The sequence below is a fragment of the Eremococcus coleocola DSM 15696 genome (assembly GCF_000428865.1).
GTDB lineage: Bacteria > Bacillota > Bacilli > Lactobacillales > Aerococcaceae > Eremococcus > Eremococcus coleocola.
On record NZ_AUAT01000005.1, the window covers coordinates 21,959 to 35,622 of the forward strand.

General features: G+C 40.9%; 16 protein-coding genes and 1 other RNA gene. 1 reads left to right on the forward strand and 16 read right to left on the reverse strand.

The window, feature by feature from the left end:
- Nucleotides 1-14 precede the first annotated feature (14 nt).
- The 16 genes from rsmI to G396_RS0101630 all read right to left on the reverse strand — a co-directional run bounded on the left by rsmI (nucleotide 15) and on the right by G396_RS0101630 (nucleotide 12,312).
- Complete coding sequence (gene rsmI / locus G396_RS0101560) at nucleotides 15-887, reverse strand: 16S rRNA (cytidine(1402)-2'-O)-methyltransferase (protein WP_028124835.1); 873 nt, start codon at nucleotides 885-887, stop codon at nucleotides 15-17.
- Nucleotides 865-1,227, reverse strand: coding sequence for a GIY-YIG nuclease family protein (locus tag G396_RS09850; protein ID WP_051221053.1), 363 nt, complete (start codon nucleotides 1,225-1,227; stop codon nucleotides 865-867). The genes rsmI and G396_RS09850 overlap by 23 nt, the downstream gene beginning before the upstream one ends.
- Entirely contained in the window at nucleotides 1,220-1,975 is a 756-nt protein-coding gene (locus G396_RS0101570; protein ID WP_006418937.1) for a tRNA1(Val) (adenine(37)-N6)-methyltransferase, read from the reverse strand. The genes G396_RS09850 and G396_RS0101570 overlap by 8 nt, the downstream gene beginning before the upstream one ends.
- Before the next feature lie 5 nt (nucleotides 1,976-1,980).
- Nucleotides 1,981-2,367, reverse strand: coding sequence for an initiation control protein YabA (locus G396_RS0101575; protein ID WP_028124836.1), 387 nt, complete (start codon nucleotides 2,365-2,367; stop codon nucleotides 1,981-1,983).
- 14 nt (nucleotides 2,368-2,381) lie between these two features.
- Nucleotides 2,382-3,362, reverse strand: a complete 981-nt coding sequence (locus tag G396_RS0101580) for a hypothetical protein (RefSeq protein ID WP_028124837.1) — start codon at nucleotides 3,360-3,362, stop codon at nucleotides 2,382-2,384.
- Between the two features lie 16 nt (nucleotides 3,363-3,378).
- Nucleotides 3,379-3,708 (reverse strand): cyclic-di-AMP receptor, encoded by a 330-nt coding sequence (locus tag G396_RS0101585; RefSeq protein WP_006418956.1) that lies wholly within the window; start codon nucleotides 3,706-3,708, stop codon nucleotides 3,379-3,381.
- A gap of 13 nt (nucleotides 3,709-3,721) precedes the next feature.
- Nucleotides 3,722-4,360, reverse strand: a complete 639-nt coding sequence (gene tmk, locus G396_RS0101590) for a dTMP kinase (RefSeq protein ID WP_006418887.1) — start codon at nucleotides 4,358-4,360, stop codon at nucleotides 3,722-3,724.
- A 27-nt stretch (nucleotides 4,361-4,387) separates the two neighbouring features.
- Nucleotides 4,388-4,984 carry a recombination mediator RecR gene (gene recR, locus G396_RS0101595; RefSeq protein WP_006418767.1) on the reverse strand — a complete coding sequence of 199 codons (597 nt, stop codon included), beginning with the start codon at nucleotides 4,982-4,984 and terminating at the stop codon, nucleotides 4,388-4,390.
- 21 nt (nucleotides 4,985-5,005) lie between these two features.
- Nucleotides 5,006-5,320 (reverse strand): YbaB/EbfC family nucleoid-associated protein, encoded by a 315-nt coding sequence (locus tag G396_RS0101600; protein WP_028124838.1) that lies wholly within the window; start codon nucleotides 5,318-5,320, stop codon nucleotides 5,006-5,008.
- A 73-nt stretch (nucleotides 5,321-5,393) separates the two neighbouring features.
- Nucleotides 5,394-5,690: a hypothetical protein gene (locus G396_RS0101605; RefSeq protein WP_006418979.1), complete on the reverse strand. Its 297-nt coding sequence runs from the start codon at nucleotides 5,688-5,690 to the stop codon at nucleotides 5,394-5,396.
- Nucleotides 5,691-5,709: 19 nt separating this feature from the next.
- A complete protein-coding gene (gene dnaX, locus G396_RS0101610; protein WP_028124839.1) occupies nucleotides 5,710-7,737 on the reverse strand; it encodes a DNA polymerase III subunit gamma/tau in 2,028 nt (675 codons plus the stop codon).
- A 258-nt stretch (nucleotides 7,738-7,995) separates the two neighbouring features.
- Nucleotides 7,996-8,090, reverse strand: an RNA gene (ffs, locus tag G396_RS11135) — signal recognition particle sRNA small type.
- Nucleotides 8,091-8,233: 143 nt separating this feature from the next.
- Nucleotides 8,234-8,761, reverse strand: coding sequence for a tRNA adenosine(34) deaminase TadA (tadA, locus tag G396_RS0101615; RefSeq protein WP_034907395.1), 528 nt, complete (start codon nucleotides 8,759-8,761; stop codon nucleotides 8,234-8,236).
- Between the two features lie 96 nt (nucleotides 8,762-8,857).
- Nucleotides 8,858-9,205: a hypothetical protein gene (locus G396_RS0101620; protein WP_028124841.1), complete on the reverse strand. Its 348-nt coding sequence runs from the start codon at nucleotides 9,203-9,205 to the stop codon at nucleotides 8,858-8,860.
- A 170-nt stretch (nucleotides 9,206-9,375) separates the two neighbouring features.
- Nucleotides 9,376-11,835 carry an ATP-dependent Clp protease ATP-binding subunit gene (locus tag G396_RS0101625; protein WP_028124842.1) on the reverse strand — a complete coding sequence of 820 codons (2,460 nt, stop codon included), beginning with the start codon at nucleotides 11,833-11,835 and terminating at the stop codon, nucleotides 9,376-9,378.
- A 12-nt stretch (nucleotides 11,836-11,847) separates the two neighbouring features.
- The gene (locus G396_RS0101630) at nucleotides 11,848-12,312 is read right to left on the reverse strand and encodes a CtsR family transcriptional regulator (RefSeq protein ID WP_006418791.1); all 465 of its coding nucleotides are present in this window, start codon (nucleotides 12,310-12,312) and stop codon (nucleotides 11,848-11,850) included.
- A gap of 302 nt (nucleotides 12,313-12,614) precedes the next feature.
- Here G396_RS0101630 and G396_RS09855 point away from each other — a divergent pair, with 302 nt between their 5' ends.
- Complete coding sequence (locus tag G396_RS09855) at nucleotides 12,615-13,661, forward strand: hypothetical protein (RefSeq protein WP_006418920.1); 1,047 nt, start codon at nucleotides 12,615-12,617, stop codon at nucleotides 13,659-13,661.
- The last annotated feature ends 3 nt before the right edge of the window (nucleotides 13,662-13,664 follow it).

Genomic DNA, 13,664 nt, shown 5'->3' on the forward strand with positions numbered 1-13,664 from the left:
CTCCACCTCGCTTACTAATCCTCAATTTGATGATAGGCGTTATAAACGTCTTGTTTTTTAACCTGTCTTTGTTTAGCTACTTTTTTAATTGCATCCTTAGCTAATAAGCCTTCTTGAGCCATCAACATCTCCACTTGCTCTTTATAGGGTAATAATACTTGGTCTGAGACTTGATTGGCTAAGTGCCCCCCTTGAATCAAGACCACTATTTCGCCTTTTAGACTTTCTTGGTCTAGATAAGTCGCTAACTCAGTCTGCGTTCCCCGTAAGAAAGATTCATATAATTTACTCAATTCTCGCGCAATCACCATTTTGGTTTGCGGTCCTAAAACTTGGCCAACTTGTTTTACAAGGTCTTTGACCCGGTAAGGTGACTCATAAAAAATAGCCGTTGCTTGAGCCTGACCCACTGCCTCTAAGACCCGGACTTGATCTGACTGATGGCGTGGGAAAAAACCCCAATAGGTAAAACTCGCCGCCTCAAGTCCTGAGGCCACTAGCCCAGTTAAAGCTGCATTGGGACCCGGTAGTGCAATCACTGGCAAATCATCTGCTAGCAAGGCCTGGACTAAAGGGTGACCCGGATCATTAATCAAAGGCATTCCAGCATCAGATACGAGCGCTAAACGTTTACCTTGGCCAACTTCCTGGCATATAGCTGCAACCCGGTCCTCGCTCGAATGATCGTGGAAACTTTTTAGGGGCTTTTCGATATCATAATACTGTAAAAGCTTAATCGTTTGCCGGGTATCTTCAGCAAGAATATAATCGACTTCCTTGAGTATCTTTACAGCTCGATAGGTCATGTCGGCTAAATTACCTATTGGAGTCGGGACTAAATATAAGCACCCACGGGACAAGTCTTTATAACTTTGTTGAATCTGCATTGACTTCCTCCTTATAGGCTGTCTCCTTAAGTCTTGAGACAAAAATACGCTGACCACTGTTGATATCCCTTTGGCCATGCTGGGCTAAATAAGCTAGTTTCTGTGGGCGACTTTTTTGTTTAAAATAATACTCTGCTTGCATGGCAAGTGACTTGGTCGCCCATTCTTCCGCATAGACCATGGTAACCGGACGACGACTTTGCAAACGGGTGTATTTTGCCCCCTTACCCTGATTGTGGCTTAATAGGCGGGCATCTAAATCAACCGTATAGCCTGCATATAAACTCTGGTCCTGGCATAACAAGACATAAAAATAAAAACTGCGGCCCTGATCAGCCATAATAAATCGCCTGCATTTCTTCACTATAAACATTGGGAGCTTGATAAACAATTAGACCAGGCTCAACTTTGACACCATGACGGCCCCCTTGGTAAATCGCTTCAATTAGAATAATATTTGCCTGACTTCCTACTTTGGGATAGACAAACCGTAACCGGTTGACCGCAAAGCCATATTTTAAAAGGGTCGTAAACAAATCGTCGAGCCGGTCTGGCCGGTGAACAATATAGAGTTTACCCCGGTCACGCATCACTTGCTTAGCCTTAAGTACCCAGTCATCCATGGTTAAGAGAATTTCATGGCGGGCGATAGCATGACTAGACTGATGATGAACTTCTTGTGAGTTAGCCACAATAAAATAGGGTGGATTACAGGATACAATGTCATATTGAATCCCTAGTGGGCGCGTAAAATCCTTGAGGTCCCCTTCAATAAAAGAGACTTTATCGCCTAAATCATTTAATGCAACTGACCGTCTGGCCATATCCACTAGTTCAGATTGAATTTCCAAACCTGTCAAAGGAGAGTGGCTCTTACGCGCTAAGAGTAAGGGAATCACCCCATTGCCACTGCAAAAGTCAATATAATGAAAGGGACGACTATGAGGTAGTTTAATAAAGTCAGCTAATAAGACTGCATCTAAGGAAGAAGCAAAGTAAGCCTTACTTTGGATAAGATGAATATTCTCCCGTTTAAAATAATCTAACCGTTCTTGGTCTTTTAATGGGACTTGCTTTTGAAGAGCCATAAGTGTTATTGCTCCTCAAGACTATCTAAAACGGTCTGACAAAAAATACAAGATTCATCCGAATGACGCGGTGAGCCAAAATACAAATGGCAAATATGGATTCCCTCATCATAAAAGGATTGTAGTCGGGCTTTACCATTAATCGCCGGAGCCGCTGGTTGAGTATCCCCTACCGATAAGTCAGCTAGTTCTTGATTATTTTGTTCTGGATTTAAATCATTTTGTTTGGCTTCTATGAGTTGGTCATTCAAAGCATGGTTTCTCATCCTTAATTGATTATTTTCAGCGTTTAAGTCATCAATGGCCTTTCTTAATTGAGCAACCTTATCATTTAAACGAATTAAATCGTTCTCGGCCTCATCTAATAAATTAATTATTGCTTGATTATCCATGGACTCCCCTCCTTCTATATCGGCTGTCCTGCTGCTAGGGCTAAATATTCATAAGCCAATTGTGGATTCACATTTGCTTGTATTTTTTCTTTTAAATCTAAGATTAAGCGATTCATTCGAAAAAGTGCCTGCAGAGAGAATTTCTCTTCCTTGAGCCAAGACTTTAACATATAGGTCCCAACTAGGTCTTGTTGATCTGCCCAATCCGGATTGGTCATTAACATAATTAAAGCATGATTTAAGAGCAATAAATAATCCGCACTTAATAGTGCCCTACGATAATTCAAGGAATCATTCCGTTTATTGATAAAAGGCTTTAGACCAGTTTCAACTTGAACAAAGGCTCGTCGGTCTTTCAAGAGGAGTGATTTATAATAATAATGGACTTGCTTCAACCATTTCTCGAAGTCATTGGCTTCATAAGCAGCTACAAAGTTTTCATCAAATTGAGGGCTGAGTCGGGCTAATAAAGCTGCGTGGTCTATTTGAATACCAGGCGCTAACCACTTGACTTGCTTGGTAGACCCACTTTCTTCTTGGAAATAAATTGCTTGGACTCGCGATTGAATTGTTGGCAGTAAATCCTCAAATTGTTGACAAAATAAAATAATATACACTTGGTCTAAAGGTTCTTCCAAGAAAGTCAACATAGCATTAGCAGAAGAAGCATTTAAGAGTTGTGCCTGGTCTACCACGGCCAACTTGAAATCAACTTCAACAGGTGAGAGGGAAAGCCATTGCTTTAACTCACGTACTTGATCAACTTGAATATTACGCCCATTCGGACTTAATTGATAAAAATCCGCAAACTGACCCTGATCAATCCGCGCATGTAAACTGGCAACTTGATCAGGGTCGGAAAAATCAGCATTGACTAATTCTTTTAGAATGTGACGAACCAAGTCAGATTTTTCCTCATAGGCCAAACCAACAAATGCATAAGCATGGGCTAAATTTTGTTGGGCAATTAACTGGCTAAAGTATGCATCTAACATAGTTCCTCCTTAAGTCTTAGAAACGGTGAAATTCATCAATTGGCATTACAAAGACAATCGCACCACCGACATCTACTTTCACCGGAAAAGAAGCAGTCATATCTAAGTTAATATCATAATTGGCGGGTGTTGCCACATATTGTTCTCTTTGACGGCAGTTATCTTCAATAATGGATAAAACATGTTTCACTTTATCATCTTCAGTACCCACTAAGAAGGTAGTATTGCCAGATTTTAAAAATCCTCCTGTAGTTGATAATTTAGTTGCACGAACATTAGCTTCACGGAAAGCAGAGCCTAAGATAGATTCATCCTGATCTTGAACAATTGCAATAATTAATTTCATCCTACTCACTCCTTTAATATAATAAACCTGAGCTCTTAAGTACTTGAAAGGCGTCTTCTACTACCTGGTCAACCGCTTGCCGCGCATCAATCACATGAATTCGGTCTTGGTCTGCGGCTAAATCAAGAAAGGCCTGTCGAACCTTATTATGAAAGCTTAGATCTTCTTGGTCTAGGCGGTCAAACTGCCGTTGATTACGTGCTTGATAAATGCGTTTGAGTCCAACTTCTGCTGGGACATCTAACAACAAGGTAATATCGGGTAAGTGACCTTGGATGGCATATTGGTTTATATTCCAAATATCCGTCTGACTCAAATTCCGTCCGACCCCTTGATAGGCCAAGGAGGAATCCACAAAGCGATCAGAAATTACAACTTTACCAGCTGCTAAAGCAGGTAAAATTGTATCTTTTAAGTGTTGTCGTCGCCCAGCTGCATACAAGAGTGCTTCGGTCATGGGATCCATGGCGGTATTATTCACATCTAAAATCACTTGACGAATCTGTTCAGCAATGGGCGAACCCCCAGGTTCCCGGGTTAAAACTAGGTCAAAACCATCTTGGCTTAACCGGGTTGCTAGTCCTTGAATGGCAGATGATTTACCAGAGCCATCCGGGCCCTCAATACTAATAAATAAACCATTTTTTGGCACTTACTCACACCCTCCCTGTCTTAAGCCTTACAACTCCCGACGTCCCTCAATCGCTCGATATAGGGTCATCTCATCGGCATATTCAATATCAGAGCCCACAGCCAAGCCATGCGCTAAACGAGTTACCTTGATACCGGCAGGCTTAATTAGGCGGGCTAGGTACATCGCCGTGGCTTCACCTTCAGCTGTGGCATTGGTTGCAATAATCACTTCTTCAATGGTTGGATCTTCAAGGCGTTTAATTAAAGAAGCTATATTCAAATCATCGGGCCCTGTTCCTTCCATCGGTGACAGGACACCATGTAAAACATGGTATAGTCCATTATATTCTTGCATTCTTTCCATAGACATGACATCGCGGGCATCTTCAACCACCAGAATCTCCTTATGAGATCGACCAGGATCCTGGCAAATAGGACACGGATCTGAATCAGTAATATTGCCACAAACGCTACAATAGGTCAGTTCACGTTTCACATTGATTAAATTCTGGGCAAACTCTAAGACATCCCGTTCTGGCATATCAAGCACATAAAAAGCTAGACGGGCAGCTGTTTTAGACCCAATACCTGGTAGCTTAGTAAAGGAATTAATTAATTTAGCAATTGGTGCTGGATACTGCATAATCCCCCTGCTTTCTAAGGTCTAAAAAGGTAAGTTTAAGCCTTGGGTAAACCGACCCATTCTTTGTTCGGTCGCTCGGTCCACTTGTCCTAAGGCGTCGTTTACTGTCGCAATGACTAAATCTTGCAACATATCAATATCATCTGGATCAACTAAATCTGCTGCAATATTTAATTCTATAATTTCTTTCTTACCATTTACTTTTACCTGTACTAATCGGTTGGTATCTTGGGCTTCAAAGACTGAAGCTTCGAGATTAGCCTGTTCGGCTTGCATTTCTTTTTGCACCTTTTGCATTTGTTTCATCATGCCTTGCATGTTTCCCATATTTGGCATACCTTTCATGGTAGTCCTCCTCTAATATGATAATTCTTCTTAATCTATAACTAATTATAACATGAAATCCCAACTAAGACTTATCCTGTTGACTTTCTTGCGTCCGTTTTTTCCGGGCTGCTTCATAAGCTTGATAATTCATCTCACTTGCTTGGTAATCCTCATAAGGGTCATACTGGAAGCTTTGCCGGTCTTCCCGCAAAGCCCGCGTATTTTCTTTTTTATTCTTAGCCAGTAAGCGACCAAAATAAGACCGTTGTAAATACCAGTCCTCACTAGAATCCATCTCCATTTGGCGACCCCGCCTTCTTAAGTCATAATTAACCCAGGCAAATACCCCGATGGCAATCACTAAAAATACATAGATCATTGGTCGTCACCTCCTGCTTTTAATCATAAATAATATTAATATTGTCTTCCCCAAAAATATCGATAGCTTTTTGAACCGACGCGGGTAGTGGCGCAGCTGGTTCTGGTTTAGCCTGGTCTTTTACTTCACTGGCTGTTTCAGCAATCGATTCTTGACTACTAGATCCTTGATCATTTTGGTCTAACTGCAAATGATCTTGTCCAGACAAGTCACTGTCTTGCGCTGACTTAGCTTCTTGATTTACTTGAAGGGCTTGATCAGTATAAACATCCGTCCACGACGTAATTTGAGCAACCGAACTCGTCGCACTGGTAGGCATCTCATATTCAATGGTTAATTTTTGATCCTTATAAGGACTTAAATCCACTTGTTTATCCTTAGCACTAGCTAAGATAGTCGTATAATTTCGCCGCGTGGTCGGCCAATCTGCTTGCTTAATAAAGACTAAATCTAAAGTCATCTGCAAGGTTTGTTGGATTCCCGCCCGTAATTGACCAGCTAAATGAGCATTATGTTGCAATAAACCACTATTTTCTTCATTTTCAACACTAATCAAGACCGCGTGGTCATTGGCCGCTAAAGGTTTTGAATTTAAAAGTGGAACCCGATCCTGAGGAGACAAATCTTGAATAATTTGATTCCATTGCTCTTTAATCGCCTCAATGGCTTCCCGGGTCGCTTGATTTAAAACCCCGTAGATTGAATAAAGATCTAAGTGATACTGACTTTGTCTCGTTCTAGGTCTTGGGCGCGGCCGCAGCTTACTAGGCTGAGATACATTTTCCTGAGCTGCTAACTTGTTTTCATTGATTGGATTAACCCGGACTTCTAACTTAGCCCTTAAATCTTTAATCAAGTCTGCTTGGTCGTTCACCACCTGACGTAAGTGGGAAAACTCAGCCTGGAGACTATCAAAAGCTTGTTGAAAGTCACTAGGAATGCTGGTCTCTCCGGTAGAAATACTAGCGGTTTGAGGCTGACCATAGGCTAATTCGACGGTCATCACCTGTAAAAAAATATCCGCTTGGGTTGAGAACCGCATTTGTTGTTGGGCCTGATTTAATTGGTCAATCACCCGGTAATAATAGTCTACAGGAATTGTATCCTTAATTAACTTAAGTTCATCGGCTTTCAAAAGCGTTTGATTGGTCTTGGTATGGAGACTCAAGAGCATATCCCGAGCAAAAACAACCAATTCTTCAATAAAACGATTGGCTTGCTTACCTTGAGCCAATTGTTGATCTAAAAGCTCTAAAGCATGTTGAGCTTGCTGGCTATAAACGGCCATTAAATATTTAACAAATTCTTGCTGGTCCATTGATCCTGAAACCTGCAAAGCATTCTCCACAGAAACTTGGTCTCGGTTATAAGATAGGGCCTGGTCTAAGAGACTGAGACTGTCCCGCATGCCCCCTTTAGCAGCCCGAGCAATAATTTCTAAAGCCTCTTGGTCATAGGCAATCTTGTCGGTATCGAGAATATAAGCCATCCGGTCAATCAAGTCTTTATCCGAAATCCGATGAAAATCAAAGCGTTGAGTCCGTGATATAATCGTTTCCGGGATTTTATGCGGTTCAGTTGTCGCTAGAATGAATAAGACATTCGCTGGGGGTTCTTCCAAGGTCTTTAGTAAGGCATTAAAGGCCCCGGTTGTTAACATATGGACTTCATCAATGATATAGACCTTGTATTTTGCTTGACTGGCTGCATAGCGGACATTATCTCTTAAGTCGCGAATTTCTTCGACCCCATTATTAGACGCCGCATCAATTTCAATAATATCTGAAATTTGACCTTCATTAATTAACCGACAGGCTTCACACTCATTACAAGGGTTACCATTTTGAGGATTTTGACAGTTAACCGCCTTGGCCAAAATCTTAGCTGCTGAAGTTTTCCCTGTTCCACGCGGACCCGTAAACAGATAAGCATGACTTAACTGCTGATTCATGACCGCATTTTTTAGGGTTTGTTGGATGACATTTTGGCCAATCAGTTCGTCAAAGGTTTGCGGCCGCCAAACCCGATATAAGGCTTGATAACTCATGATAACTCCTTCCAATATAAATAAGCTATGATAAATAGACTTGATCCAAAATAATAATAGTTTCATTATACCAAATTAGTCATTTAGAATCTTACTTTCAAGCTAAGAAATTGATGAATTTGGTGGATAAAAAAAGCTACCATTACTTCTCAATTAGACAATAGCGTGTACTATTTTTATTATAAATTATTTTAGTAAAAAGCAACACTAGAAATCTTAATAATAAGAAAGGGAGCTGGACTTTTAGTCCAACCCCCACTTAATAAACAAATAAAGGCACATGGCTTTGTTACTTATAGCTGCTACCTTCCGGTCCTGACTCGATTCGTAACGCCACCATTGCCATGCCTTATTATACAAGAAAATTTTTTTGTTGACAAGTCATGGTTTCCGAGAGGCCTTTCACGTCAGTCAGCTTCTATTTAAGCCTTAAACTAGCATTCTTTGTGCACAAGTGGATACTTATACACAAGTTTACCTATACTTATGCACAGGTTTACTCTTTATGTTCAGTTTGTCTGGCCTTGGCCATTTTTTTACGTTGGCGCAAGTCTTTAAAAAATTGGGATAATTTATGACTACATTCCTGCTCTAACACACCTTGAATAACTTGGGCTCGGTGGTTAAAGCGGTCTTCTTCTAACAGATTCATTAAAGTACCTGCACAGCCTGCCTTTAAATCACTGGCGCCATAAATCACTTCTTTAATTCGGCAATTCATCAAGGCCCCAGCACACATAGGGCAAGGTTCTAAGGTTACATATAAACTAGCCTCTTCAAGTCGCCAATGGCCCAATTGCTGATTAGCTGTCTCAATCGCCATTAACTCAGCATGACCCAAGGCACGTTCTTGACTTTCCCTAACATTATGACCGCGGCCAACGATTTGACCTTGATAAACCAGCACCGCGCCAATAGGCACTTCATCAAGTACCAAAGCCTTATCTGCTTCTTTTAGTGCCTCTTGCATCCATGTCTCATGGTGAATTCGGTCGGCTTCTAGTAACTGATCAACATGAATCATAAGCAACCCCCTTTCAATTTAAGATAAAAAGAGTGAGACCAAGAGAGCGGCAACAAGCCTAACCCTTTAAATCTCACCCATGTTAGTTAAAATATACTATTTAAAGTAATCTGCGACCTTATCTGATACTTGATTACCAGCTGCTTTAGCTCGGTCAATAAAATCACTTAAAGAATCTACCGCAGCGTCTTTAGCATCCGTAGCAGAATCGGACAACTTCACTAGGGTAGTAATTTCGGCATCCGATAATTTATCTACCGCATTTACTAAAGCTGGCGATCCATTTAATTTGTTACGAATAAAATATTTTGCTTTTTCACGGTTAAGCGCCCCTTCAACTTTTTCACGAGCAGATTCATCAAGATACAAGTATAGGGCAGCCCCTGCAATAACAACAGTGGCACCTAGAAAAATACTAACTAATTGATTTGAACGTTTACTCATAATTTCTCACTCCTTTTCTTTATTATAGCATAGCTTCCGACCCCTAGGCGAACCAGAAGCATTTTACTGGGACACTCGGGGCAAAGCGACTAAGTGCCTCAGTAGTTGAGCGAAGCGACTTAGTGGTCAATAAAAAAAGAGCGGGCATTTCACCCACTCTTATGACTAAATTATTTTGATCGGTTATTAATATTGATTTCGCCTTGGCGGCCACCAATGGTAATGGCATCCCCCAGTTCAATTTCACCTTTTAATAACATTTCACTTAATGAATCTTCAATTTGTTTTTGGATAGCACGACGGATTGGACGAGCACCATATTCTGGGTCAAAACCAGCTTCAGCAATAATATCTACTGCAGTATCAGTAATACGTGCACCAATTTCCAAATCACTCAAGCGAGCAATGACTTCTTTGGTTTGTAACTTAACGATTTGACGAATTTCTTCCTTATTCAAGGCATGGAAGACAATAATTTCGTCAATCCGGTTAATAAATTCTGGTCTAAATCCACGTTTCACTTCTTCCATAATCCGACTTTGCATTGCTTTATGATCTTGTGATATATCTGAAACTCCAAAGCCAACTGACTTATCATCTCTTAGAGCGGTTGCTCCCATATTAGATGTCATAATAATAATCGTATTTCTAAAGTCCACCTTGCGTCCCTTACCATCCGTAAGATGGCCGTCATCAAACACTTGCAAGAGAATATTAAAGACATCGGGATGGGCTTTCTCTACTTCGTCTAACAAGATAACAGAATAAGGTTTTTGACGAACTTGTTCAGTTAATTGACCCGCTTCATCATAACCAACATATCCTGGAGGGGCTCCCACTAACCGAGACACGGTATGTTTCTCCATGTACTCAGACATATCAACCCGAATCATATTATCTTGAGAACCAAACATAGCGGAAGCTAAGGCTTTGGCTAATTCGGTCTTACCGACCCCGGTTGGACCTAGGAATAAGAAGGAGCCGATAGGGCGGTTTGGATTTTTCAATCCGGAGTAGGCCCGACGGATGGCCCGTGAAACAGAAGATACGGCTTCTTCTTGCCCAATCACTCGTTCGTGTAATTCTTCTTCTAGATGTACAAGACGTTTAGATTCTGTCATCTTCATTTGTTGAACTGGAATACCTGTCGCAAGAGCTAAAACTTCTGCGACATCATCCGCAGTAACTACTTGACGATTATCTTTATCATCACTAGCATCTTTTTCAGCGGCAGCTTCTAACTGGGTTTCAATGTTTTGTTCTTCTTGACGAATGCTAGCAGCCCGCTCAAAATCACGGTCTAGGATGGCAGATTCTTTCTGTTTAGAAAGCTCAGCCAATTGCTTTTCAAGGGCCTTGTATGAAGATTCGGCCACAGAATTATCAATCCGGACCTTAGCGGCGGCTTCATCAATTAAATCAATGGCTTTATCAGGTAAGCGGCGTTCAGATTGGTAACGCACAGATAATTTAACCGCAGCTTGGAGGGCATCATCCGAAATACTAACATGATGGTGGTCTTCGTAACGTTCTTTTAAACCAGCAATAATTTGCAGACTTTCATCCACACTTGGTTCATCAATTTGAACCTTAGAGAAACGACGTTCTAAGGCAGCATCCTTTTCGATGTATTTTTGATATTCATTGAGAGTAGTTGCACCTACCACTTGAATTTCACCCCGGGCTAAGGCTGGTTTTAAGATGTTCGATGCATCGATAGCACCTTCAGCCCCACCGGCTCCGATTAAGGTATGGAGTTCATCAATGAAAAGAATGACATTACTGTCTTCATTTAATTCATCGATAATTTTCTTCATCCGTTCTTCAAATTCGCCCCGATACTTGGTACCAGCCACGAGCGAAGCAATATCTAGCATAACGAGACGTTTCTTAGCAATATCTTGAGGCACTTGGCCACCCACCATGCGTTCAGCTAAACCTTCCGCAATGGCAGTCTTACCAACACCTGGCTCGCCCACAAGAACAGGATTATTCTTAGTCCGACGACTAATAATTTGAACCATCCGTTTAATTTCAGTATCACGGCCCACAACCGGATCTAGCTTATCTTGGCGAGCCAATTCCGTTAAATCACGTGACACAGCGTCTAAGGTTGGGGTTTTACTTTGAGCTTCGGCCTTTTCTTGTTGACGGCGATGGCTGTTGACTGAACGACGGTCTGTCTTATCTAAACCAATCATGTTGTAGGTTTTCTTACGTAAATCATTTAAATCAATGCCTAAGTTCTTTAAGAGGACTGTTGCATAAATTTCTTCCTTCAACATACCTAAAAGTAAGTGTTCAGTCCCAACTTTAGGAGCCCCTAAACGTTTTGCATCATTGGAGGCATTCATAATAATTTTCTTGGCCCGTGGAGAATAAGGAATCACAATTTCCCCTTGCATTCTCGGCACGGCCGTTTGTCCTTGGATAATTTCTAGTTCACGGACTAAGGCATCATAAGTTGCCCCTTGTTCCCGTAAAACTTTACCAGCAATGCCATCCTCTTCTCGGGCTAGCCCCAAGAGGATATGCTCTGTTCCAACCGCTTGGTGGCGTAATAGATAAGCCTGCTCAGCGGCAAAAATCATGGCTTGTCTGGCAGATTCTGTAAATAATTCTTCAAACATATTCTTCACCTCTTATTGATAGGTATATTTTAATTCTTCTAAAACGTGTTTCAAAAAATAGGCCCTGACTTCTTGTTCCTGTTGCGTAACGGGTTGTAAAGTAGCCTTGTCTAGGAGGGTCAAAACCAAGCGTCCTTCTCTAGAGGTCAGGATTTCTTGCTTGATTAGCGTTTCAATCATATTCTCAGCCTTACGGTGACTAATCCGATCTCCGACTAATTCAATCATACGATTTAATTGGGCCACATCATCGCTTAATTGAATTTTGAGGATACGGATATAACCGCCACCTCCCCGTTTACTTTCAACCACATAGCCATGCTCTTGGGTAAAGCGCGTATTAATGACGTAATTAATCTGCGAAGGAACACAATCAAAATGTTCCGCAATATCACTGCGCTTAATCTCAAGCTCTTTTTGATTCTTCAAAAATTCTTTTAAATACAACTCAATAATATCGGACATATTCCGACTCATAAGCACCCTCCTTACTAACATTGACTATCTTTGACCATTATATCAAACCCTAACTTAATTACAAGTCTTGTGCTTAATTTTTTGACCATTATTCGTGAAATTATTAATAAATTTTCACTCTCTCTAAGCTATACTTAAAGGTTCATGTAAGCATTCTCTTTATTGTTATACTTGGTTTTATTATTTTGAAATTATTTCGAAAACGGTTTATTTTCTCGGAAATCCTGACATAATTATAGTGAAAATTTTCTCATAATGTGCTATACTTCAATTATCAAAATTTTTAGGAGGCGTTTTTTTTTATGCATAAATTTTTAAAAGTGTCATTATCATGTGTGGCAGCCTTATCAATGGCTTCTGCTAGCATGGTAGTCGTACAACCTGGTCTATTTGGAACTAGTATTGTTGCTGCTCAAGAAGGACCAGTTACCTTATACCAAAAATATGGTGCCCCTCATGGTGACAAATCATTTGCTTCTGCTGTTGTAGCAGTTCAAGGTGATAAAATTGTTGCCGTTGACATTGACGAATATCAATTTGTTGAAGGTGACGGCTGGACTGCTGTTCCTAATGCAGATGGCGAATTTGGTAAAGCTTTTCCAGAAGGCCAAACTTTAATTTCTAAAGATGCTAACTCTGATAAATATTCAGAATTAATGGCCGAAAAAGCTCAAGCCACTCAAAAATTATCTGATAACAAACAAGCGATCTATGACTTTGTTAAAGGTAAAAGCATCGATGAATTACAAGCAACTGTTGATGAATTAGCTGGTTTAGGCGAAGACGGCAACGTCTCTGACGTTGTATCTGGTTCTACTTTAGCTGATACAGGTGGTTACATCCAATTAATTATGGATACCGTTAAAGAAGGCCGTTCATATGAAGGCGCTGAAGGATCAGATATCACCCTTAAACAAGGTTTAGCAGCTGCTCATGGCGACAAATCATTCGCTCAAGTAACTGTTGCAATGGCTGGTGACACAATTGTAGGTTCATTCATCGACGAATTCCAATTCGTTGAAGGTGATGGCTGGACTGGCGTACCAAACTCTGACGGTGAATTTGGTAAAGCTTATCCAGAAGGCCAAACTTTAATTTCTAAAATTGATAACAGCGAACAATACTCTAAATTGATGACTGAAAAAGCTCAATCTACTGTAGCTTATGCTGACAACCACAAAGCAATCGCTGACGCTGTTAAAGGTAAAACTGTTGAAGAAGCTAAAGCTTTAGCTGAAGAAGTTAAAGGCCTAGGTGAAGACGGTAACGTATCTGATATCGTCTCAGGCGCAACCCTAGCCGATACCGGCAACTACATCCAAGCAATTGTGGATGTTGCAAGTAAGTAATGC

Excerpts from the sequence above, each read along its gene's own strand:
- tadA (WP_034907395.1), bottom strand. The coding sequence starts at position 8,761 with ATGATTCATGTTGATCAGTTACTAGAAGCCGACCGAATTCACCATGAG.
- G396_RS0101625 (WP_028124842.1), bottom strand. The coding sequence starts at position 11,835 with ATGTTTGAAGAATTATTTACAGAATCTGCCAGACAAGCCATGATTTTT.
- dnaX (WP_028124839.1), bottom strand. The coding sequence starts at position 7,737 with ATGAGTTATCAAGCCTTATATCGGGTTTGGCGGCCGCAAACCTTTGAC.
- G396_RS0101605 (WP_006418979.1), bottom strand. The coding sequence starts at position 5,690 with ATGATCTATGTATTTTTAGTGATTGCCATCGGGGTATTTGCCTGGGTT.
- recR (WP_006418767.1), bottom strand. The coding sequence starts at position 4,984 with ATGCAGTATCCAGCACCAATTGCTAAATTAATTAATTCCTTTACTAAG.
- G396_RS09850 (WP_051221053.1), bottom strand. The coding sequence starts at position 1,227 with ATGGCTGATCAGGGCCGCAGTTTTTATTTTTATGTCTTGTTATGCCAG.
- G396_RS0101575 (WP_028124836.1), bottom strand. The coding sequence starts at position 2,367 with ATGGATAATCAAGCAATAATTAATTTATTAGATGAGGCCGAGAACGAT.
- G396_RS0101570 (WP_006418937.1), bottom strand. The coding sequence starts at position 1,975 with ATGGCTCTTCAAAAGCAAGTCCCATTAAAAGACCAAGAACGGTTAGAT.
- G396_RS09855 (WP_006418920.1), top strand. The coding sequence starts at position 12,615 with ATGCATAAATTTTTAAAAGTGTCATTATCATGTGTGGCAGCCTTATCA.
- G396_RS0101620 (WP_028124841.1), bottom strand. The coding sequence starts at position 9,205 with ATGAGTAAACGTTCAAATCAATTAGTTAGTATTTTTCTAGGTGCCACT.
- G396_RS0101630 (WP_006418791.1), bottom strand. The coding sequence starts at position 12,312 with ATGAGTCGGAATATGTCCGATATTATTGAGTTGTATTTAAAAGAATTT.
- G396_RS0101600 (WP_028124838.1), bottom strand. The coding sequence starts at position 5,320 with ATGCCAAATATGGGAAACATGCAAGGCATGATGAAACAAATGCAAAAG.
- rsmI (WP_028124835.1), bottom strand. The coding sequence starts at position 887 with ATGCAGATTCAACAAAGTTATAAAGACTTGTCCCGTGGGTGCTTATAT.
- G396_RS0101580 (WP_028124837.1), bottom strand. The coding sequence starts at position 3,362 with ATGTTAGATGCATACTTTAGCCAGTTAATTGCCCAACAAAATTTAGCC.
- G396_RS0101585 (WP_006418956.1), bottom strand. The coding sequence starts at position 3,708 with ATGAAATTAATTATTGCAATTGTTCAAGATCAGGATGAATCTATCTTA.